A 20,073-nucleotide genomic window follows, 5' to 3' on the forward strand; every position below is an offset into this window, starting at 1 on the left:
CGACGCCCTGGGCAAGCCGAGTGCCTCCCGGGCGGTCGGTCTCGCCAACGGCCGCAACCCGATCGGCATCATCGTGCCCTGCCACCGCGTCGTGGGCAGCGACGGCAGCCTCACCGGCTACGGCGGCGGTCTGGACCGCAAACGCCGCCTGCTCGACTTCGAACGCGGCACCGCCCTGTTCTGACTCAACCCGCCGGAACATCCCCGGCCAGCGCGGCCAGCAGCCGGGGCAGCGCGGTGCCGATGGGCTCGCGGATCACCTCGTCGGCCCGGTCGTCGTACGGGGTGGGTTCGGCGTTGACGATGATCAGGCGGGCGCCGTGGTCGGCGGCGACGCCCGCGAGGCCGGCGGCGGGCTGGACCTGGAGGCTGCTGCCGACGGCGATGAACACCTGGCAGGCCTTGGTGACGGCCACGGCCTGGCCGAGGACCATCGGGTCGAGACGTTCGCCGAACATCACGGTGGCGGACTTCAGGATGCCGCCGCACTCCCGGCAGCGGGGATCGTCCTCACCGGCGGCCAGCCGCTCCAGGGCGTCCTGCATCGGACCACGCGTGTGACACAGGGTGCAGAGGAACTCCCGCGCGGTGCCGTGCAGTTCGAGCACCTTGCGGGCGGGCGTCCCGGCGAGCTGGTGCAGCCCGTCCACGTTCTGCGTGATCACCCGCACCGGTACCCCGGACCGCTCCAGCTCGGCGATTGCCCGGTGGGCGGCGTTGGGTTCGGCCTCCAGGGCGCGGTTCTCGCGGCGCATCCGCCAGGAACGCCGGCGGATCTCCGGGTCGCCCATGTAGTACTCGTACGTCACGAGCTTCTCGGCCTCGGGATCGCGCCGCCACAGCCCGTTCGGGCCCCGGTAGTCGGGGATCCCGGAATCGGTGGAGATACCTGCGCCACTGAGAACGGCCACGAGAGGCTTGCCCATGGGGCCGAGGGTAGGACGCCGGGCGGCGAGGGGCCAACGGATATCCGCGCGGTGGCGGCGCGGCCGCGCGGTCAGCCCGCCCGGTGCCCGTTCTCCAGCTCGGCCGGGCCCGAGCCGTCGGTGAGGGCGTCCAGGGCGGCGAGGACGCGGCGGCCGAGGGCGCCGGGGAGGTGCGCGGCGAGTTCCGCGCGCGGGACCAGCCGCCAGGACAGCAGCTCCTCCTCCTGGAGCCGGATCGCGCCCAGCTCGTCATCGGTGAGCACCCCGCCGTCGTACACGTACGCCACCAGCGGCGGCCGTCCCGTCCCCGGCACCCAGTCCACGGCGAGCAGCCGCCCGAGCGCCCGGTCGAGCCCGATCTCCTCCCGCGTCTCCCGCCGAGCCCCCTGACGGGGCGTCTCCCCGCTGTCCGACTCCACCGTGCCGCCCGGAAGCCCCCATCCCTCGCGGTAGTTGGGCTCGACCAGCAGCACCCGGCCCGCGCTGTCCCGGAAGAGCGCGGCGGCCCCGGCGAGGACCCGGGGCAGTGAGGCGATGTACGCGGCGTAGTCAGTGGTGGACGTCATGGAGGGAAGGGTATCCAGCCGGGCCGGGCCGCGAACCGTCGTGCGCCAGGCGCACGGTGCGTTCGGCCAGCGCACTGATCCGCACCCCGTCGAATCCGAACACCGCGCTGCGGACCGTGTCTTCCAGCGGGTCCTTCCACTGGCCGGGCAGGGCCGCGGCGCCGGTGCGGACCCCGGCCACCGAGCCCGCCGTCGCCCCGTTGGAGTCGGTGTCAAGACCGCCGCGCACGGTCAGCGCGAGGGTGCGGGTGAAGTCGTCGTCGCCGTACAGCAGCCCCGCGGTGAGGACGGCCGCGTTCGGCACCGTGTGGATCCAGCCCCCGGGACTTTCCCCGGTCGCGGTGTCCACGGTGTCCGCCCAGTCGAGGCCGGCCGCGTGCAGCGACATGACGCGGCGCACCGTACGGGCGAGGCGGCTGCTCGCCGGGATCACCCCGAGTGCGCTCTCCAGCGCGTCCCGCACGGTCGGCGCGGTGAAGGCCGCCGCGATCAGCGCGGCCGCGAACATGGCGCCGTAGACACCGTTGCCCGTGTGCGACAGCACGGCGTCCCGGCGCGCCAGACCGGCCGCGCGCCCGGGATCACCGGGGCAGACCCAGCCGAAGACGTCCGCGCGGATGAGGGCGCCGATCCACTCCTGGTACGGGTTGTCGTACGTCGCCGTCAGCGGCGGCCGCAGCCCGCCCGCGAGGTTGCGGTACGCCGCCCGCTCCGCCGTGAACGTCTGGAGGTACGGCAGCCGCAGCAGCCACAGCTCGCCGACGTCCTCGGTGCTGAAGCCGAAGCCGCGGCTCTCCAGCAGGTGCAGTCCGAGGATCGTGTAGTCCACGTCGTCGTCCCGGCAGCTGCCGTAGATCCGGCCCCGGACGCAGGAGCGCCACTCGGGGCGCAGTGCGGCGATGTCGGCCGGGTCGGCGGGCTCCGGCAGGTAGTCGGTGAGCGGCAGCGCGTCGCGGTCGCCGAGATACCGGTCGATGCGCGCCCGGGTCCACACCTCGCCCTGCTCGACCGGCTTGCCGAGCATGTTGCCCGCGATCCGGCCGAGCCAGCCGCCGTGGATCCGGTCGGTGAGGCCGGTGGGCGGGGGGTGCTCGCTGCTCATGCCAGGGGCCTACCCGTTTTCCCCGGTCCTGTTCCCGATTCCCGCCCCCGGCCCGCTCAGCCCGTGGTCGGGGCATGACGGCGAGGGGGCGCCGAGGTTAGGGTCGCAGCGGCGCGACCGGTCCCGACACGTGCGGGGCCCGGAGAGCAAGGGGATGGCAAGGTGGCGGAAGCTGTGGGTGAGAGCCGTCGGGTACTCATCGCCGCGGACAAGTTCAAGGGCTCGCTGACGGCCGTGCAGGTCGCCGAGCGGGTGACGGCCGGGCTGCGCCGGGTGGTGCCGGACCTGGTGGTCGAGGCGCTGCCCGTCGCGGACGGCGGCGACGGGACCGTGGCGGCTGCGGTCGCGGCCGGGTTCGAGCGCCATGAGGTGCGGGTGAGCGGGCCGCTGGGGGAGACGGTGACGGCGGCGTTCGCGCTGCGCGAGGGCACCGCGGTGGTGGAGATGGCCGAGGCGAGCGGGCTGCACCGGCTTCCGGCCGGCGTCTTCGCCCCGCTGACCGCCTCCACGTACGGCTCCGGTGAGCTGCTGCGGGCCGCGCTGGACGCGGGCGCGGAGACCATCGTGTTCGGCGTCGGCGGCAGCGCCACGACGGACGGCGGCGCCGGGATGCTGGCGGCGCTCGGGGCGCGGTTCCTGGGGGCGGACGGGGAGCCGGTGCCGCCGGGGGGCGGCGCTCTCGCCGGGCTGGCCCGCGCAGACCTCTCCGGTCTCGACCCCCGGCTGTCCTCGGTCTCCCTGGTGCTCGCCAGCGATGTCGACAACCCGCTGACCGGACCGAAGGGCGCGCCCGCGGTGTACGGACCGCAGAAGGGGGCCTCGCCGGACGACGTACGGGCGCTGGACGCGGCGCTCGGGCACTACGTGGCGGTGCTGGAGGCTTCGGCCGGGGCGCGGGCGGTGGAGTACGCGGCGGCGCCGGGTGCGGGGGCGGCGGGGGGCATCGGCTACGGCGCGCTGCTGCTCGGCGCGCGGTTCCGGCCCGGGATCGAGATCATGCTCGACGTCCTCGGCTTCGCTCCCGCGCTGTCCCGGGCATCCCTGGTGATCACCGGCGAGGGCTCCCTGGACGAGCAGACGCTGCACGGCAAGGCCCCGGCGGGGGTGGCGGCGGCGGCGCGCGCGGCGGGCAAGGAGGTCGTGGCGGTGTGCGGGCGGCTGGCGCTGGCGGAGGCCGCGCTGCGGTCGGCCGGGATCAGCCGGGCCTACCCCCTGACGTCGGTCGAGCCCGACGTCTCCCGCTGCATCGCGGACGCCGGCCCGATCCTGGAGCGCCTCGCGTCCCGCATCGCGGAGGACCTGCTGGTGTGACCACCCTGACGTGACTGCCTTGGGGGCTTCGGCCCCGGCCAGCGCGGGAAAAGACAAGGGCCCCGAACCCAGCCAACCCTGGGTTCGGGGCCCTTCGTCAAGACGCCGTCACGGCAACTGCGCCGCCCGCGCCTCCCGCCGGTTGTCGCGGAAGTTGTTCACCCGCCGCGCCGTGGCGAACAGCGGGATCACCGCGCCCATGACCAGCTGGAGCGCACACCCCGTCTGCAGGAGCAGCTGACCGCTCGGCGCGTCGAACGCCCAGGCCGCCAGCAGACCCATGGACAGGACGATCCAGGACAGCATCGCCCCGGCCAGCCGCCCCCGCGGCTTCGGGTACTCCACCCGGCTCACCATCAGCCACGCCGTACCGACGATCGCCAGCAGCGTCGCCACGAACGGCAGCTCCAGGAGCACGATCGAGACGACGGTGAGCGCGCCGAACGGCGAGGGCATCCCCTGGAACACGCCGTCCTTCATCGTCACGCACGAGAAGCGGGCGAGCCGCAGGACGACGGCCAAGAGCACCACGATTGCCCCGAGCGCCGCCACTCTCTGATGCGCGTCGTCCGCGACCATGCCGTAGACGAGGACGAAGTACGCCGGCGCGAGGCCGAAGCTGATCAGGTCGGAGAGGTTGTCCAGCTCCGCGCCCATCGGCGAGGACCGCAGCTTGCGCGCCACCAGACCGTCGAAGAGGTCGAACACCGCCGCGCAGAGCATCAGGATGACCGCCGTGGCCGCGCTGTGGCGGGCCATGCCGGACTCCTGGCTGCCGGTGAGGTGCGGGATCAGGATGCCGGTGGTGGTGAAGTACACCGCCATGAACCCGCACGTGGCGTTACCGAGCGTGAGGGTGTCCGCTATCGACAGGCGGAGCGAGAGCGGCATCTCCTCCTCTTCGTCCACCTCGTCGGCCTCGGGCACCCAGTTCGCCTGGGTCTCCGGATCAATCACGGTCAATGCGAGTCACCCCAGCCACGGTCTTCTGACCGACCTCGACCGCCACCTCCACGCCCTCGGGCAGGTAGAGATCGACACGCGAGCCGAAGCGGATCAGACCGATACGGTCGCCCTGCTCGACCTTCGTGCCCGAAGGGATGTAGGGCACGATGCGGCGGGCCACCGCACCGGCGATCTGGATCATCTCGATGTCGCCGAGTTCGGTGTCGAAATGCCAGACTACGCGCTCGTTGTTCTCGCTCTCCTTGTTGAAAGCCGGAACAAAGCCGCCGGAGATGTGCTCGACCGACGTCACCTCGCCCGCGAGCGGCGCGCGGTTGACATGAACATTGAGCGGGCTCATGAAGATGGCGACGCGGGTGCGGCCGTCCTTCCAGGGCATGATGCTCTGCACCACACCGTCGGCCGGGGAGATGACCCGGCCCTGGGCGATCTCTCGCTCGGGGTCGCGGAAGAACCACAGCATGCCCGCCGCGAGCGCGGTGGCGGGCACGGCGACGGCCTTGGCGGCACCCGAGCGGCGGGCGCGGGCCAGGCTGAGGGCTGCGGTGGCGACGGTCGGGAGAAGCCACGGCGATGCTCCGCGCGCGAGGCGTACGCCGGCTCGGCTGTCGCGAGGTGCAGAGGTTTGGCTGTGGGGCATGGATGACCTTCGTAGCGGATGATGCCGCGCAAGACGGGGGACGGCGGCTTTCCGGGGATCGTACCGGTCGCGGGCCACAACTGGGCAAGCCAGGAAGCCGAGTCGGCGGCCGAAGACCGGCTGAACAACCTCTACGGGGTGTGATCTTCCCCTCGAAGAAAACACCCCGTATGCGGACAATCAGCCTTGGAATCGATACTCTTCGAGCAACCTGCGACCGATGATCATTTTCTGGATCTCGGCGGTACCTTCACCGATGAGCAGCATCGGCGCCTCACGATACAGGCGCTCGATCTCGTACTCCTTGGAGAAACCGTACCCGCCGTGGATGCGGAAGGCGTCCTCCACGACCTCCTTGCAGTACTCGGAGGCGAGGTACTTCGCCATGCCGGCCTCCAGGTCGTTTCGCTGCCCGGAGTCCTTTTTGCGCGCCGCGTTGACCATCATCGCGTGCGCGGCCTCGACCTTGGTCGCCATCTCGGCCAGCTTGAACTGGATGGCCTGGTGCTGGGCGATCGCCTTGCCGAAGGTGTGCCGCTGCTGGGCGTACCGCACACCCAGCTCGAAGGCGCGCTGGGCGACGCCGCAGCCGCGGGCCGCGACATTGACCCGGCCGACCTCCACGCCGTCCATCATTTGGTAAAAACCCCGGCCGGTGACGCCGCCGAGCACCCGATCGGCCGGGACCCGCAGCCCGTCCATGATCAGCTCGGTGGTGTCGACGCCCTTGTAGCCCATCTTCTCGATCTTGCCGGGGATGGTGAGGCCCGGGCGGACCTCGCCGAAGCCCGGCTCCTTCTCGACCAGGAAGGTCGTCATGGACTTGTGCGGGGCGGTGCCCTCCGGGTGGCCCTCGTCGCTGCGCACCAGGACGGCCACCAGCGACGACGTGCCGCCGTTGGTCAGCCACATCTTCTGACCGGTCAGGACGTACTCGTCGCCCTCCTTGACCGCCTTGGAGCTGATCGCCGACACATCGGAGCCCAGCGCCGGCTCCGACATCGAGAAGGCGCCCCGGATGTCACCGGCCGCCATCCGCGGCAGGAAGTGGTCCTTCTGCTCCCGCGTGCCGTGCTGCTTGAGCATGTACGCGACGATGAAGTGGGTGTTGATGATGCCGGACACCGACATCCAGCCGCGGGCGATCTCCTCCACGCACAGCGCGTAGGTGAGCAGCGACTCGCCCAGACCCCCGTACTCCTCGGGGATCATCAGACCGAACAGGCCCAGCTCCTTGAGGCCGTCCACGATCTGCTGCGGGTACTCGTCGCGGTGCTCCAGCTCGGTGGCGACCGGGATGATCTCCTTGTCGACGAAGTCCCGGACGGTGGAGAGGATCTCCTGCTGGACGTCGGTCAGACCGGCGGTCTGGGCGAGGCGCGCCATCACTTCTCCTGCTGCTTCGGCTCCGGGCGGCCCGGCTGCTCGCCGCCGCGCTCCTTGATGTACGTCTCGGTCGGCACCATCACCTTGCGGCGGAAGACGCACACCAGGGTGCCGTCCTGCTTGTAGCCCTTGGTCTCGACGTAGACGATGCCGCGGTCGTTCTTCGACTTCGACGGCCACTTGTCCAGCACGGTCGTCTGGCCGTAGATCGTGTCGCCGTGGAAGGTCGGCGCCACGTGCTTGAGCGACTCGATCTCCAGGTTGGCGATCGCCTTGCCGGAGATGTCCGGCACCGACATGCCGAGCAGCAGCGAGTAGATGTAGTTCCCGACGACGACGTTCCTGCCGAAGTCCGTCGTCCTCTCCGCGTAGTTGGTGTCCATGTGGAGCGGGTGGTGGTTCATGGTGAGGAGACAGAACAGATGGTCGTCGTACTCGGTGACCGTCTTGCCAGGCCAGTGCTTGTACGTCGCCCCGACCTCGAACTCCTCGTAGGTGCGTCCGAACTGCATCGCGCTCAGCCCTCCGGGATCTCGAACTCGGTGGTGCGGCGCATGCCGGCCGCGCGGCCCTTGCCGGAGATGACCAGGGCCATCTTGCGGCTGGCCTCGTCGATCATCTCGTCGCCGAGCATCGCGGAGCCCTTCTTGCCGCCGGCCTCGGACGTGTAGTAGTCGTACGCGTCCAGGATCAGCTCGGCGTGGTCGTAGTCCTCCTGCGAGGGCGAGAAGATCTCGTTGGACGCCTCGACCTGGCCCGGGTGCAGCACCCACTTGCCGTCGAAGCCGAGGGCCGCGGCGCGCTGGGCGACCGCGCGGTAGCCGTCGACATTGCGGATCTGGAGGTAGGGGCCGTCGATCGCCTGGAGGTCGTTGGCGCGGGCGGCCATCAGGATCTTCATCAGGATGTAGTGGTAGGCGTCCGCCGGGTAGCCGGGCGGCTGCTCGCCCACGACCAGGGACTTCATGTTGATGGAGGCCATGAAGTCGGCCGGGCCGAAGATGATGGTCTCGATGCGCGGGGAGGCCTGTGCGATCGCGTTGACGTTGTTCAGGCCCTGCGCGTTCTCGATCTGCGCCTCGATGCCGATCCGGCCGACCTCGAAGCCCATCGTCTTCTCGATCTGGGTGAGCAGCAGGTCGAGCGCCACGATCTGCTCGGCGTTCTGCACCTTCGGCAGCATGATGCAGTCGAGGTTCGGCCCTGCGCCCTCCACGACCGTCACGACATCGCGGTACGTCCACTCGGTCGTCCAGTCGTTGACGCGGACCACCCGCGTCTTGCCCGTCCAGTCACCCTCGTTGAGGAACTTGACGATGGTGTGCCGCGCCTCGGGCTTGGCGAGCGGGGCGCACGCGTCCTCCAGGTCCAGGAACACCTGGTCCGCCGGCAGGCCCTGCGCCTTCTCCAGGAAGCGGGGGTTGCTGCCCGGGACGGCGAGACACGAGCGCCGGGGACGCAGGCGGTTGACGGGGGCGGTCATGCGGGGACCTCCAGGGGGTCGAGCTTGTTCGCGGTCCGGATCTCGTCGACGATGCGGCCGATGATCCCGGTGATGTCGAAGTCCTTCGGGGTGAAGACGGCGGCCACTCCGGCCTCCCTGAGCTGCTCGGCGTCACCGTTCGGGATGATGCCACCTGCGATCACCGGTATATCTGTGGCACCCGCCACACGCAGGCGCTGGAGCACGTCCGGGACCAGCTGGGCGTGCGAGCCGGACAGGATGGACAGGCCGACCGCGTGCACGTCCTCGGCGAGGGCCGCGTCCACGATCTGCTCGGGGGTGAGCCGGATGCCCTGGTAGACCACCTCGAAGCCGGCGTCACGGGCGCGCACGGCGATCTGCTCGGCGCCGTTGGAGTGCCCGTCAAGGCCCGGCTTGCCGACCAGGAAACGCAGCTTGCCGACGCCCAGGTCGCGGGCGGTGGCGTCCACCTTGGCGCGCACCTCGGCGAGCGCCGAGCCGGCCTCGACGGGCACGGCCACCGGCGCGGAGGAGACCCCGGTGGGCGCCCGGTACTCGCCGAACACCTCGCGCAGCGCCCCCGCCCACTCGCCGGTCGTGGCCCCCGCGCGGGCGCACTCCAGGGTGGCCTCCATCAGGTTGCCGGTGCCCCGGGCGGCCTCCTTCAGCCGCTCCAGCGCCTTGCAGGGACGCGGATGGTTGAACGGCGGCTGGTAGCGGGTGTCCCGCCACCGCTGGAGCGCGGAGACGACCTGGGCCTCGATCGCCGGGTCCACCGTCTGGATCGCGGTGTCCAGGTCGGCGGTGAGCGGGTTGGGCTCGGTGCCCTCGAAGGCGTTGACGCCGATGATCTTCTCGTCGCCGGACTCGATCCGGGCCCGGCGCTCGGCGTGCGAGGAGACCAGCTGGGACTTGAGATAGCCGGACTCGACGGCGGCCATCGCGCCGCCCATCTCCTCGATCCGCGCCATCTCCGCGAGGGAGTCGGAGACCAGCTGCGCCACCTTGGCCTCGATCACCTTCGAGCCGTCGAAGATGTCCTCGTACTCCAGCAGGTCGCTCTCGTAGGCGAGTACCTGCTGGATGCGCAGGCTCCACTGCTGGTCCCAGGGGCGGGGCAGGCCGAGCGCCTCGTTCCAGGCCGGGAGCTGCACGGCACGCGCGCGGGCGTCCTTGGACAGCGTCACGGCCAGCATCTCCAGCACGATCCGCTGGACGTTGTTCTCCGGCTGCGCCTCGGTCAGGCCGAGGGAGTTGACCTGGACGCCGTAGCGGAAGCGGCGCTGCTTGGGGTTCTCGATGCCGTACCGCTCGCGGGTGACCTGGTCCCAGATGCGGCCGAACGCCCGCATCTTGCACATCTCCTCGACGAAGCGGACGCCCGCGTTCACGAAGAAGGAGATGCGCGCGACCACGTCGCCCATGCGCTCCTGCGGCACCTGGCCGCTGTCGCGCACGGCGTCCAGCACGGCGATCGCGGTGGACATCGCGTACGCGATCTCCTGCACCGGCGTGGCCCCGGCCTCCTGCAGGTGGTAGCTGCAGATGTTGATCGGGTTCCACTTCGGGATGTGGGAGACCGTGTACGCGATCATGTCCGTCGTCAGGCGGAGCGAGGGTCCCGGCGGGAAGACGTGCGTGCCGCGGGACAGGTACTCCTTGACGATGTCGTTCTGGGTCGTGCCCTGGAGCTTGGTGATGTCCGCGCCCTGCTCCTCGGCGACGACCTGGTAGAGCGCCAGCAGCCACATGGCGGTGGCGTTGATCGTCATCGAGGTGTTCATCTGCTCCAGGGGGATGTCCTGGAACAGCCGGCGCATGTCACCGACGTGCGAGACGGGCACGCCCACCCGGCCGACCTCGCCGCGGGCGAGGATGTGGTCGGGGTCGTAGCCGGTCTGCGTCGGCAGGTCGAACGCCACCGACAGACCCGTCTGGCCCTTGTCGAGATTGCGCCGGTACAACTCGTTGGACGCCTCGGCCGTCGAGTGGCCGGCGTACGTCCGCATCAGCCACGGACGATCCTTCTTCTTCTGCGCCTGGGACACAGACTGACGCTCTGTCATCTACGGCTCTCAGATGTTCCGGAAACGGTTGATGGCGTCGAGGTGCTCGGCCCGCATCTCCTCGTCGCGCACGCCGAGGCCTTCCTCGGGGGCGAGGCACAGGACGCCGACCTTGCCCTGGTGCAGGTTGCGGTGGACATCGTGGGCCGCCTGGCCGGTGTCCTCCAGGGAGTACACCTTCGACAGCGTCGGGTGGATCTTGCCCTTGGCGATGAGGCGGTTGGCCTCCCATGCCTCGCGGTAGTTGGCGAAGTGGGAGCCGATGATCCGCTTCAGGGACATCCACAGGTAGCGGTTGTCGTACTCGTGCATGTAGCCCGAGGTCGAGGCGCAGGTGGTGATGGTGCCGCCCTTGCGGGTGACGAAGACGCTGGCACCGAAGGTCTCGCGGCCGGGGTGCTCGAAGACGATGTCGATGTCCTCGCCGCCGGTCAGCTCGCGGATGCGCTTGCCGAAGCGCTTCCACTCCTTGGGGTCCTGGGTGGTCTCGTCCTTCCAGAACTTGTAGCCCTCGGCGCTGCGGTCGATGATCGCCTCGGCGCCCATCGAACGGCAGATGTCCGCCTTCTGGTCGCTGGAGACGACACAGATCGGGTTGGCGCCGCCGGCCAGCGCGAACTGCGTGGCGTACGAGCCGAGTCCGCCGCTCGCGCCCCAGATGAGGACGTTGTCGCCCTGCTTCATCCCGGCGCCGTTGCGGGACACCAGCTGCCGGTAGGCGGTGGAGTTGACCAGACCGGGGGCGGCGGCCTCCTCCCAGCTGAGGTGGCCGGGCTTCGGCATCAGCTGGTTGGACTTGACCAGCGCGATCTCGGCGAGGCCGCCGAAGTTGGTCTCGAAGCCCCAGATGCGCTGCTCGGGGTCGAGCATCGTGTCGTTGTGGCCGTCGGAGGACTCCAGCTCGACGGAGAGGCAGTGCGCCACGACCTCGTCGCCCGGCTTCCAGGCGTTGACGCCGGGGCCGGTGCGCAGGACGACGCCCGCGAGGTCGGAGCCGATGATGTGGTACGGCAGGTCATGGCGCTTGGCCAGCTCGTTGGTGCGGCCGTAGCGCTCCAGGAACCCGAACGTGGACAGCGGCTCGAAGATCGAGGTCCACACCGAGTTGTAGTTGACCGAGGAGGCCATCACGGCCACCAGGGCCTCGCCCGGCCCGAGCTCGGGCACGGGGACGTCGTCCAGGTGGATCGACTTGCGGGGGTCCTTGTCACGGGTCTCCAGACCCGCGAACATCTCCGTCTCGTCCTTGTGCACGGTGATCGCCCGGTAGGACTCGGGCAGCGGCAGTGCGGCGAAGTCGGCGGACGTGGCGTCCTTCGACTGGATCGCGTCGAGGATGTCCTTCACGGTCACGGTATTGCCTCCGGCGGTGAGCGCCCTGAGGGAGGGGCGCTTGAGGGTTCGTCGGTGCTGCGGGGCGTGCTGCTGAGGGTTTGGTGAAAAGTGCCGTCGGTTCGGCTCGGTGGTGCTTCGGCAGCGCTTTGTGGCGCGGGAGGTTGCCTGTGACGCAGGCGTCCGGGCGCGCGGGCCATAAGGCCCCGGGGACAGCCGGCGAACGAATGGTCGCTGCTCGCCGGCCGCCCGGACCTCTTCAACGTATGACACCGCGTGTCAGGTGACAAGGCACTGAGTGCCAGAAGTTCCTCTCAGATGAAATCTTTACGTAACAAATGAGCGATGATCGATCGAACGGCCTCCGGAATCCGCGGGAAAAGGGCCCCTGACATGGCAAAACGGCCACCCCGAAGGGTGGCCGTCATCACAAGGGCAGAGCGGGTTCAGCGCTCCTTCAGCGCCTCCTCGATGGTGCGCATGACCTCTTCGAGGGGGGCGTCGGTACGGGCGACGGTGACCAGCACCTCGCCGTGCGGGGACACCGTCGCCGGGGCGGTGGCGGCCGTCCGGGCGGCCGTGCTCCGGCCGGCGCCGATGCCGGTGCCGAAGGTCTTGCGGACGATCGCGAACGCGTGGTCGAGCTGCGCCTCCACATCGCCCTGGCCGTCCGCGCGCAGCCAGCGCCGCAGCACATGGTTGTGCGCGGTGACGACGGCGGAGGCGGCGACCTCGGCCAGCAGCGGGTCGTCGTTGGCGTCGTCCGCGTGCGCGCGCTCGTCGAAGTGGCCGAGCAGATAGCGGGTGAACAGGCGCTCGTAGCGGGCGACGGAGGCGATCTCGGCCTCGCGCAGGGTGGGCACCTCGCGCGTGAGCCGGTAGCGGGCCACGGAGATGTCCGGATGCGCCGCGTACATCCGCATGACCTCTTTGATGCCCCGGCACACCGTGTCGAGTGGATGCTCGTGCGCCGGAGCGGCGTTCAGGACCGCCTCGGCGCGGACCAGGGTGTCGTCGTGGTCCGGGAAGATCGCCTCCTCCTTGGAGCGGAAGTGGCGGAAGAAGGTGCGGCGGGCGACTCCGGCCGCCGCCGCGATCTCGTCGACGGTGGTGCCCTCGTACCCCTTGGTCGCGAACAGCTCCATGGCTGCGGCCGCCAGTTCTCGGCGCATCTTGAGCCGCTGGGCGGCGGCGCGACTGCCTGCGGCACTTTCCGGCGCGTCGGGCGTAGCTGGTGTACGGGAGGACTTGGCGGGCTGGGACATGACCCGAACGTACTGCATGGACGCGGTGCCATGTGCGGGAGTCCGGTTTGCCCCGCCAGGCCACGAAGGGCCTGGCGGGGGAGCCGTGGCGGGGCCGAGCAGCCCGCCCCAGTCCGTCTCCGTGTCCGCCTGCGTGTCCGTCTGAGTGTCCGTCCCCGCGTCCGTCTCCGCGCGGGACCAGTCGCCGACGCCGTCAGCGGCGGGCATACTCGCGGAAGCCGCGCCCGGTCTTGCGGCCGAGGCAGCCCGCGGCCACCAGGTGCTCCAGGAGCGGGGCCGGGGCGAGGCCGGGGTCGCGGAACTCGCGGTGCAGCACCTTCTCGATGGCCAGCGAGACGTCCAGGCCGACCACGTCCAGCAGTTCGAACGGGCCCATCGGGTAGCCGCCGCCGAGCCGCATCGCCGCGTCGATGTCGTCCAGCGTCGCGTAGTGCTCCTCGACCATCTTCACGGCGTTGTTCAGGTACGGGAACAGCAGCGCGTTGACGATGAAACCGGCCCGGTCGCCGCAGTCCACCGCGTGCTTGCGAACCGTGCGGCAGACCTCGCGGACGGTGGCGTGCACCTCGTCGGCGGTCAGCACCGTGCGCACGACCTCGACCAGCTTCATGGCCGGGGCCGGGTTGAAGAAGTGCATGCCGATCACGTCCTGCGGGCGCGAGGTGGCGCGGGCGCAGGCGACGACGGGCAGCGAGGAGGTGGTGGTGGCGAGCACCGCGCCGGGCTTGCAGACCTTGTCCAGCGCCTGGAAGAGCTGCCGCTTGACCTCCAGGTCCTCGGCCACCGCCTCGACGGCCAGGTCGACGTCCGCGAACGCGTCGTAGGAACCGGCCGGGGTGATCCGCTCCAGGGTCTGCGCGGCCGCCTCGGCGGTCAGCCGGCCCTTGTCCACGGAGCGCGCCAGCGACCTGCCGATCCGGGCCTTGGCCACCTCGGCCTTCTCCTCGCTGCGCGCGGCCAGGACGACGTCGTAGCCCGCCTTGGCGAACACCTCGGCGATGCCGGAGGCCATGGTGCCGGAACCGGCGACGCCCACCGAGCGGACCTCGCGGCCCGCGGCGCCGGTGCCGTCCGCCGCCGGGGTCAGCGGGTCCGGCACCACGGCGGCGCTGCCCGGCGCCTCGTAGGTGTAGAAGCCGCGCCCGGCCTTGCGGCCGGTCAGACCCGCCTCGCTGAGCTGCTTGAGGATCGGGGCGGGGGCGTGCAGCCGGTCGCGGGACTCGGCGTACATGGCGTCAAGGACGGTGCGCGCGGTGTCGATGCCGATCAGGTCGAGCAGCGCCAGCGGGCCCATCGGCAGACCGCAGCCCAGCCGCATCGCCGCGTCGATGTCCTCGCGGGAGGCGTAGCGGGCCTCGTACATCGCGGCGGCCTGGTTGAGGTAGCCGAACAGCAGGCCGTCGGCGACGAAGCCGGGGCGGTCGCCGACCGCGACGGGCTCCTTGCCGAGCTCCAGCGCGAGATCCGTGACGGCGGCGACGACCTGCGGCGCGGTCAGCACCGAGGAGACGACCTCCACCAGCTTCATCGCCGGGGCCGGGTTGAAGAAGTGCAGGCCGAGCACGCGCTCGGGGCGGGCCGAGTCGGCGGCGAGCCGGGTCACCGACAGCGCGTTGGTGCCGGTGGCCAGGATGGTCTCCGGGCGGACGACACCGTCCAGTTCACGGAAGATCTGGTGCTTGATCTCGTACGACTCCGGGACCACCTCGATCACCAGGTCGGCGTCGGCCGCCGCGGCCAGATCGGTGGAGGTGCGCAGCCGGGCGAGGGCGTCCGCGCGCTCGGCCCCGGTCAGCCGGCCGCGCTCGACGGAGCGGGCGGTGGATGCCTCCAGGGCGGTCAGCGCGCGGGCGGCCTGGGCCTCGCTGACGTCGATGCCGACGACCTCGCGGCCGGCCTGCACGAGGACCTCGGTGATGCCGGTGCCCATCGTGCCGAGGCCGACGACGGCGATCTTCTTGAGGGACAGAGGGGTGTCGGACAGGGGAGTGGCCATCGCGGGACTCCAGGTATGAGGGTGACGACGAGGAAGCGCCGGGTGCGCCGAGGGCGCACCACGGAGCGCGGAGGAGTGCGGGTGTTGCCGGGCTGACGAGCGCACACGCCCGGTGCCGGTGCCGACGGGCGTTTTGGGCGCCCAGCGGTGGCGATGTCTTCCGACCGGCTCTGTCCCAAGCCGGGTCGTACTCGCGGTACTTAGCGCACGAGGCGCACCTGGCGTACCGAACCGTTCCTTGCCCGCGACGGCCGCGTCACCAGACCGTCACCAGCGGAGTGCGAGAGAGGGTTGCTCGCTCGTATGAGCTTAACCGGTGGGTAACGAGCGCGCCAGTCCCCTGAAGGGTTCTTTGTGTGCGAGGTGTCTCCCGTTGCCCCGGCAACATGCTTAACCTGATGCCGTGGACGAAGAGTTGCGATCGGTCACGGAACGCTTACGGCGGGAGTCGGGAGGCTCGGCGGCCTTCGACGCCCTGCTGGCGACCGGGGACCTGGACGAACTGGCGGAGGTCCTCACCGCGCCCGGACAGCCGCTGTGGGCCAGGGAGTTGGCCGCCTTTCGGCTCGGCCGCGCGGGCGACCGGCGCGCGTTCGAGTCCCTGGTGCTCCTCCTCAACCACCGCGACCCCCCGCGCTGCGCCGGCGCCGCGCACGCGTTGGCCCGGCTCGGCGACCCCCGCACCGCCCGCGCGGCCGCCGCCCTCGCCACCAATGAACTCCGCGTCGCCTACGCCCTGCACCCGGTGCGGCTCCTCGTCGTGCTGCGGGCCCCCGAGTCCGTGCCCGCGCTGATCACCACCCTGGAGCGGCGACTGCGCCCGCACGATCCGTACCGGCGGGTCTCCCTCGCCTGTGTGGAGGGCCTCGGCACCCTCGGCGACGGCCGCGCCCGGCGCGTCCTCACGGAGGCCCTCGCCCATCCGGCGCTCGCGGAGGCGGCGGTGCACGCGCTGGCCCGGCTGCCCGCGGAGAAGCGGACCGGCTGACGGCGGCAGCGGGACGGCGGCAGGGGGACGGCGGCCGGGCGGAACGGCGGGCACGGCGGCCGGGCGGAACGGCGGGCCGGGCGGTTCGGCGCCCGGCCCGCGGCTTGTGCGATCACGCGGCTTGTGCGGCTACGTGGCTTCTGCGGCTACGCGGCCTGTGCGGCTACACGGCCTGTGCGGTCAGGGCCAGTACGCGGTGCACGCCCGGTGCCCGGCGTGCCGCCCGCAGGCCTCCGCCTCCAGGTGCCAGCCCTTGCCGTGCACGTACTTGACCGCGCGGGTGTTCTGCGCCCCGCCCGAGTGCACGGTCGCCGAGCAGACGCCGAAGTCCGCCCACGAGCCGTAGTCGACGTCCCACTCCAGGGCGACCGTGTCACCCCCGCGCGCGCCCGAGACCGCCGCCCACACGTAGTACGGCGCGCCCTGCTTAGCGTTGCCGTAGCGCACCTTGACCGTGGCCCCGCCGATCCGCAGGGTCGGGCCGGAGTGCCGACGGCCGCTCGGGATCCGGGTGTCGGGGTCGATGCTCGTGCCGCAGGAGGCCGCGGCACCGGCCGGGCGCGCGGTCTGGGCCGCCGTCGCGGTCGCCGCCGACGCGGCGGCCAGCACCGCCACCCCGGCCATCGCGGCCACCACGCCCCTGGACTTGATCACCATGCGGCTGCCCCCTCTTGCCGACTGCGTGGTGTCACCGATCTCTGACACACCGTGCGCACAGTGGCCCGAGGTCGAGGTTGACAGCAGTGCGGGGGAGCGGGCAAGGAGCAGTGGGGGCATGTCCCGCGCGCCGCCCCCGCGCACCCGGCGCGCGGGCGGCGATCAGCTGTCTTTCATACGGCGGACATCGTCCTGGTCCCATGTCGCGGTGTCCCGCGGCTCGGTGTACGGCGCGTCCGACTCGGGCGGATGGCCACCGGCGATGGCCCGCTGCCGGGCGGTCTCGGCGTCGAACTCCAGGCCCAGGAGGATCGCCAGATTGGAGATCCAGAGCCAGATCAGGAAGATGATGATGCCGGCCATGGCGCCGTAGGTCTTGTTGTACGACGAGAAGTTCGCCACGTAGATCGCGAAGCCGGCGGAGGCCACCATCCAGATGAGCAGGGCCAGCAGGCTGCCCGGGGTGATCCACCGGAAGCCCCGGACCTTGGCGTTCGGGCAGGCCCAGTACAGGATGGCGATCATCAGGACGACCAGCAGGACCAGCACCGGCCACTTGGCGATCGACCAGGCGGTCAGCGCCGCGTCCCCCATGTGCAGCGACTGTCCGACATGCCGGGCCAGGCCACCGCTGAAGACCACGATCACGGAGCAGACCAGCGCGATCAGCATCAGCGCCACGGTGACCCCGAGGCGTACCGGCAGCACCTTCCAGATCGGGCGGCCCTCCGGCACGTCGTACACGGCGTTCGCGGTGCGGATGAAGGCGGCGACGTATCCGGACGCCGACCACAGGGCCAGCACGATGCCCACGACCGCCAGGATCGAGCCGGTCCCGGCGCTGTTCTGCAACTGCTCCACGGTGCGGGTGAGCACGTCCCGCGCCGAGCCGGGGGCGAGCTGCCGGATGCTGTTCAGCAGCCGGTCGGTGGTCGACCGCCCGGTGATGCCGAGCAGCGCCACCAGCACCAGCAGCGCGGGGAACAGGGCCAGCACCGAGTAGTAGGTCAGCGCCGCCGCCCGGTCGGTCAGCTCGTCCTTCTTGAACTCCTTGAGGCTCCCCTTGAGCACGGCCACCCACGCGGCCTTCGGCAGCTGCGCGGGTGACCGCGGCGCCCTGTCCTCCACCTCCCGCCCCGGCCCGGCCTCCTCGGGCGACGGCACCCGAGCGTCCGGCTCGCCGCCGTCACGGTCCCTGCGTCCTGGAAGATGCGGTTTCTCCATGGGGGGCGAGTACCCCGAAGTCGGCGCGGAGTCATGGGGCGGAGCGGAGGTCACCCCGGTCGGCGGTGCGCGCGGCCCGGCCGGTGCGGGCGGCGTCCGGGTCAGGCCGCGGCGGGCCCGGGGTCCGGGAGCACCGCCAGCGCCTCGATCTCCATCAGGAAGTCCGGGGAGACCAGACCGGCCACCTGGACCGCGGAGGCGGCCGGGAGCCGGTCCTCGGGTATGTGGGCGCCGCGGGCGGCGCGCACGGCCGGCATATGGGCCATGTCGGTGAGGAAGTACGTCAGTTTCACCACATGCTCGAAGCCCGCGCCCGCCGCGGCCAGACAGCGGCGCAGGTTCGCGAAGACCTGGCGGGCCTGGGCCGCGGGGTCGCCGGGGCCGACCAGCTCGCCGTCCTCGTCCAGGGCCAGCTGGCCGGAGACGGCGACGAGACGGCCCGTCGCCGTCACCACATGGCTGTACTGCGCCGCGGGGGCGACACCGGCGGGGGCGGTGATCCTGATCGGTTCGGTCATGCGCCCCATCATGGACCACGCCACCGACAACGCCCGCGCGGCGCCCGCCCCTTGGCGGCGCCCCCCTTCACCCCGCCCTCAGCGCCGGAACCCCAGCAGGCCGTGCAGGATCGACCCGCGCGAGGCCGTCGACGCCGCCTTGGACGCGAGCGGCGTCGGATCCGGGGACTTGGCGCAGACCGCGTCGGCGGGACCGGCGGAGCGGGGGACCTTGCCCTCGGCCAGGTAGGCGGCGAGATAGCGGTCCAGGCACGCGTTGCCGCTCAGGGTGATGCCGTGGTTGCCGCCGCCCTGTTCGACCACCAGGCTGGAGCCGGTCAGCAGCCGGTGGGCCGCGACGCCACCGGCGTACGGGGTGGCCGCGTCGTCCGTGGCCTGGAAGAGCAGCGTCGGCGGCAGCCCGGCGTTGGCCACGCTCGGCTGCTGGGCACGGCCCGTCGGCCAGTACACGCACGGCGCGTTGTACCAGACGTTGTTCCAGGCCATGAAGGGCGACTTCTCGTACACCGCCCACGCGTCCCGCCGCCAGCGCGCCCAGTCGCGCGGCCAGGCGGTGTCCCCGCACTGCACGGCCGTGTACACGCTGTAGCCGTTGTCGCCGGAGGAGCTCGCACCGGCGAAGTCGTCGTACACCTCCACCAGCGGCTCGGTCTTCTTGTCGTGGACGTAGGAGGCGAACGCCTCGGCGAGGTAGGGCCAGTAGCCGTTGTAGTAGCCGCCCTGGACGAACGTGTCCTCCAGCTCGGCCGCGCCCACCTTCCCCCCGGCCGGTCTCCTCGCCAGGTCCGCCCGCATCGCGTACCACCCGGCCTCGACCTTCGCGGGGTCCTTGCCGAGCCCGTACGTCGCGTCGTACTTGGCGATCCAGGCCATCAGCGCGCGGTGCCGGTCGTCGAAGGCCCGCTCCTGGCCGATGTTGTCCGCGTACCAGACCCCGGTCGGATCGACGATCGAGTCCAGCACCAGCCTGCGCACCCGCCCGGGGTGCAGCTTGGCGTACACCGCGCCGAGGTAGGTGCCGTACGAGTAGCCGAAGTAGCTGATCCGCGACGCGCCGAGGGCCTCGCGGATGCTGTCCATGTCCTGCGCGCCGCTGACGGTGTTCATGTACGGCAGCACATCGCCGTACCGCTTGCCGCACGCCGCGGCGAAGGACCGCGCGCGCTCCAGGTTCGCCTGTTCGAGCGCGGGCGTGCCCGGCACGGTGTCCGGGCGCACCGGCGTGAAATGGCCGGGCGCGCAGTCGAGGGCGGGGCTGCTGCGGCCGACCCCGCGCGGGTCAAAGCCGATGACGTCGTACCGCGCCGCCACGTCCTTCGGCAGCGCCGAGGCCACGAACCCGGCGAGCGTGAGCCCGCTGCCGCCGGGGCCGCCGGGGTTGACCAGCAGCGGGCCCAGGGAGGCCGCCGCGGTGTGCGGGACGCGGGACAGGGCGAGGGTGATCTGCCGGCCCGCCGGGTCCGCGTGGTCCAGCGGCACCTTCAACGTCGCGCACTCCAGCGTCGGATAGTCGCCGGTGGCGCACTTCTTCCAGGTGAGCGGCGCGGGTGCGGCGGCCCGCGCCGGGGCTCCGGTGACCGAGCCCGCCAGGACGGCGGCGGCCGCGCACAGCACGGCTGCGCGTCTTCTCATGGGTCCTCCCGGGACGGAGAGGTCGAGCGGACC

General features: G+C 71.4%; 20 protein-coding genes. 4 read left to right on the top strand and 16 right to left on the bottom strand.

What is annotated here, in order from left to right; genetic code table 11:
• On the top strand, window positions 1-184 hold a 184-nt coding region (locus ACLF5H_RS19420), incomplete at its 5' end, for a methylated-DNA--[protein]-cysteine S-methyltransferase (RefSeq protein WP_421677273.1).
• A 1-nt stretch (window position 185) separates the two neighbouring features.
• Here ACLF5H_RS19420 and ACLF5H_RS19425 read toward each other — a convergent pair.
• From ACLF5H_RS19425 to ACLF5H_RS19435, 3 genes are all read right to left on the bottom strand, one after another.
• On the bottom strand, window positions 186-926 hold the full coding sequence (locus ACLF5H_RS19425) for an SIR2 family NAD-dependent protein deacylase (RefSeq protein ID WP_421677274.1): 741 nt from the start codon (window positions 924-926) through the stop codon (window positions 186-188).
• Between the two features lie 71 nt (window positions 927-997).
• Window positions 998-1,492 carry an NUDIX domain-containing protein gene (locus tag ACLF5H_RS19430; RefSeq protein ID WP_421677275.1) on the bottom strand — a complete coding sequence of 165 codons (495 nt, stop codon included), beginning with the start codon at window positions 1,490-1,492 and terminating at the stop codon, window positions 998-1,000.
• Entirely contained in the window at window positions 1,476-2,594 is a 1,119-nt protein-coding gene (locus tag ACLF5H_RS19435) for an ADP-ribosylglycohydrolase family protein (RefSeq protein ID WP_421677276.1), read from the bottom strand. The genes ACLF5H_RS19430 and ACLF5H_RS19435 overlap by 17 nt, the downstream gene beginning before the upstream one ends.
• 174 nt (window positions 2,595-2,768) lie before the next feature.
• Here ACLF5H_RS19435 and ACLF5H_RS19440 point away from each other — a divergent pair, with 174 nt between their 5' ends.
• Window positions 2,769-3,905, top strand: coding sequence for a glycerate kinase (locus ACLF5H_RS19440; RefSeq protein WP_421677277.1), 1,137 nt, complete (start codon window positions 2,769-2,771; stop codon window positions 3,903-3,905).
• A gap of 108 nt (window positions 3,906-4,013) precedes the next feature.
• Here the strand turns inward: ACLF5H_RS19440 and pssA are convergent, their stop codons facing one another.
• Together pssA and ACLF5H_RS19450 are read right to left on the bottom strand one after the other, a co-directional pair.
• Window positions 4,014-4,832, bottom strand: a complete 819-nt coding sequence (pssA, locus tag ACLF5H_RS19445; RefSeq protein ID WP_421677601.1) for a CDP-diacylglycerol--serine O-phosphatidyltransferase — start codon at window positions 4,830-4,832, stop codon at window positions 4,014-4,016.
• Window positions 4,833-4,854: 22 nt separating this feature from the next.
• Complete coding sequence (locus tag ACLF5H_RS19450; RefSeq protein WP_421677278.1) at window positions 4,855-5,511, bottom strand: phosphatidylserine decarboxylase; 657 nt, start codon at window positions 5,509-5,511, stop codon at window positions 4,855-4,857.
• A gap of 18 nt (window positions 5,512-5,529) precedes the next feature.
• On the opposite strand from ACLF5H_RS19450, the gene ACLF5H_RS19455 reads away from it, so the two are divergent.
• Window positions 5,530-5,655 carry a hypothetical protein gene (locus tag ACLF5H_RS19455; protein WP_256638473.1) on the top strand — a complete coding sequence of 42 codons (126 nt, stop codon included), beginning with the start codon at window positions 5,530-5,532 and terminating at the stop codon, window positions 5,653-5,655.
• Between the two features lie 36 nt (window positions 5,656-5,691).
• Here the strand turns inward: ACLF5H_RS19455 and ACLF5H_RS19460 are convergent, their stop codons facing one another.
• From ACLF5H_RS19460 to ACLF5H_RS19490, 7 genes are all read right to left on the bottom strand, one after another.
• Window positions 5,692-6,897, bottom strand: coding sequence for an acyl-CoA dehydrogenase family protein (locus tag ACLF5H_RS19460; protein WP_421677279.1), 1,206 nt, complete (start codon window positions 6,895-6,897; stop codon window positions 5,692-5,694).
• Window positions 6,897-7,409, bottom strand: coding sequence for a MaoC family dehydratase (locus tag ACLF5H_RS19465; RefSeq protein WP_421677280.1), 513 nt, complete (start codon window positions 7,407-7,409; stop codon window positions 6,897-6,899). The genes ACLF5H_RS19460 and ACLF5H_RS19465 overlap by 1 nt, the downstream gene beginning before the upstream one ends.
• A gap of 5 nt (window positions 7,410-7,414) precedes the next feature.
• On the bottom strand, window positions 7,415-8,380 hold the full coding sequence (locus tag ACLF5H_RS19470; RefSeq protein WP_421677281.1) for an HpcH/HpaI aldolase/citrate lyase family protein: 966 nt from the start codon (window positions 8,378-8,380) through the stop codon (window positions 7,415-7,417).
• Complete coding sequence (locus tag ACLF5H_RS19475; RefSeq protein ID WP_421677282.1) at window positions 8,377-10,428, bottom strand: protein meaA; 2,052 nt, start codon at window positions 10,426-10,428, stop codon at window positions 8,377-8,379. Before ACLF5H_RS19475 ends, ACLF5H_RS19470 begins: the two co-directional genes overlap by 4 nt.
• 9 nt (window positions 10,429-10,437) lie before the next feature.
• Window positions 10,438-11,775 carry a crotonyl-CoA carboxylase/reductase gene (gene ccrA / locus ACLF5H_RS19480; RefSeq protein WP_421677602.1) on the bottom strand — a complete coding sequence of 446 codons (1,338 nt, stop codon included), beginning with the start codon at window positions 11,773-11,775 and terminating at the stop codon, window positions 10,438-10,440.
• 431 nt (window positions 11,776-12,206) lie between these two features.
• Window positions 12,207-13,025 carry a TetR family transcriptional regulator gene (locus ACLF5H_RS19485; protein WP_421677283.1) on the bottom strand — a complete coding sequence of 273 codons (819 nt, stop codon included), beginning with the start codon at window positions 13,023-13,025 and terminating at the stop codon, window positions 12,207-12,209.
• Between the two features lie 193 nt (window positions 13,026-13,218).
• Window positions 13,219-15,021 (bottom strand): 3-hydroxyacyl-CoA dehydrogenase family protein, encoded by a 1,803-nt coding sequence (locus ACLF5H_RS19490; RefSeq protein WP_421677284.1) that lies wholly within the window; start codon window positions 15,019-15,021, stop codon window positions 13,219-13,221.
• 403 nt (window positions 15,022-15,424) lie between these two features.
• Between ACLF5H_RS19490 and ACLF5H_RS19495 the strand changes: the two genes are divergently transcribed.
• The gene (locus ACLF5H_RS19495; RefSeq protein ID WP_421677285.1) at window positions 15,425-16,009 is read left to right on the top strand and encodes an adenylosuccinate lyase; all 585 of its coding nucleotides are present in this window, start codon (window positions 15,425-15,427) and stop codon (window positions 16,007-16,009) included.
• Between the two features lie 180 nt (window positions 16,010-16,189).
• On the opposite strand, the gene ACLF5H_RS19500 is transcribed toward ACLF5H_RS19495, so the two are convergent.
• From ACLF5H_RS19500 to ACLF5H_RS19515, 4 genes are all read right to left on the bottom strand, one after another.
• Window positions 16,190-16,666, bottom strand: coding sequence for a hypothetical protein (locus ACLF5H_RS19500; protein ID WP_421677286.1), 477 nt, complete (start codon window positions 16,664-16,666; stop codon window positions 16,190-16,192).
• A 162-nt stretch (window positions 16,667-16,828) separates the two neighbouring features.
• Window positions 16,829-17,890 (bottom strand): YihY/virulence factor BrkB family protein, encoded by a 1,062-nt coding sequence (locus tag ACLF5H_RS19505; protein ID WP_421677287.1) that lies wholly within the window; start codon window positions 17,888-17,890, stop codon window positions 16,829-16,831.
• A 101-nt stretch (window positions 17,891-17,991) separates the two neighbouring features.
• Window positions 17,992-18,408, bottom strand: a complete 417-nt coding sequence (locus tag ACLF5H_RS19510; protein ID WP_421677288.1) for a RidA family protein — start codon at window positions 18,406-18,408, stop codon at window positions 17,992-17,994.
• Window positions 18,409-18,486: 78 nt separating this feature from the next.
• Window positions 18,487-20,040 carry an alpha/beta hydrolase gene (locus ACLF5H_RS19515; protein WP_421677289.1) on the bottom strand — a complete coding sequence of 518 codons (1,554 nt, stop codon included), beginning with the start codon at window positions 20,038-20,040 and terminating at the stop codon, window positions 18,487-18,489.
• Window positions 20,041-20,073 lie beyond the last annotated feature (33 nt).

Source organism: Streptomyces sp. LaBMicrA B280 (assembly GCF_049222185.1).
Classification (GTDB): Bacteria; Actinomycetota; Actinomycetes; order Streptomycetales; family Streptomycetaceae; genus Streptomyces; species Streptomyces murinus.

Bases quoted from the DNA above. Each gene is read 5' to 3' on its own strand.
- ACLF5H_RS19510 (WP_421677288.1), bottom strand. From the start codon at position 18,408: ATGACCGAACCGATCAGGATCACCGCCCCCGCCGGTGTCGCCCCCGCG.
- ACLF5H_RS19450 (WP_421677278.1), bottom strand. From the start codon at position 5,511: ATGCCCCACAGCCAAACCTCTGCACCTCGCGACAGCCGAGCCGGCGTA.
- ACLF5H_RS19505 (WP_421677287.1), bottom strand. From the start codon at position 17,890: ATGGAGAAACCGCATCTTCCAGGACGCAGGGACCGTGACGGCGGCGAG.
- ACLF5H_RS19455 (WP_256638473.1), top strand. From the start codon at position 5,530: ATGATGCCGCGCAAGACGGGGGACGGCGGCTTTCCGGGGATCGTACCG.
- ACLF5H_RS19470 (WP_421677281.1), bottom strand. From the start codon at position 8,380: ATGACCGCCCCCGTCAACCGCCTGCGTCCCCGGCGCTCGTGTCTCGCC.
- ACLF5H_RS19515 (WP_421677289.1), bottom strand. From the start codon at position 20,040: ATGAGAAGACGCGCAGCCGTGCTGTGCGCGGCCGCCGCCGTCCTGGCG.
- ACLF5H_RS19490 (WP_421677284.1), bottom strand. From the start codon at position 15,021: ATGGCCACTCCCCTGTCCGACACCCCTCTGTCCCTCAAGAAGATCGCC.
- ACLF5H_RS19435 (WP_421677276.1), bottom strand. From the start codon at position 2,594: ATGAGCAGCGAGCACCCCCCGCCCACCGGCCTCACCGACCGGATCCAC.
- ACLF5H_RS19485 (WP_421677283.1), bottom strand. From the start codon at position 13,025: ATGTCCCAGCCCGCCAAGTCCTCCCGTACACCAGCTACGCCCGACGCG.
- ACLF5H_RS19500 (WP_421677286.1), bottom strand. From the start codon at position 16,666: ATGGTGATCAAGTCCAGGGGCGTGGTGGCCGCGATGGCCGGGGTGGCG.
- ACLF5H_RS19460 (WP_421677279.1), bottom strand. From the start codon at position 6,897: ATGGCGCGCCTCGCCCAGACCGCCGGTCTGACCGACGTCCAGCAGGAG.
- ACLF5H_RS19465 (WP_421677280.1), bottom strand. From the start codon at position 7,409: ATGCAGTTCGGACGCACCTACGAGGAGTTCGAGGTCGGGGCGACGTAC.
- ACLF5H_RS19430 (WP_421677275.1), bottom strand. From the start codon at position 1,492: ATGACGTCCACCACTGACTACGCCGCGTACATCGCCTCACTGCCCCGG.
- ACLF5H_RS19425 (WP_421677274.1), bottom strand. From the start codon at position 926: ATGGGCAAGCCTCTCGTGGCCGTTCTCAGTGGCGCAGGTATCTCCACC.
- ACLF5H_RS19475 (WP_421677282.1), bottom strand. From the start codon at position 10,428: ATGACAGAGCGTCAGTCTGTGTCCCAGGCGCAGAAGAAGAAGGATCGT.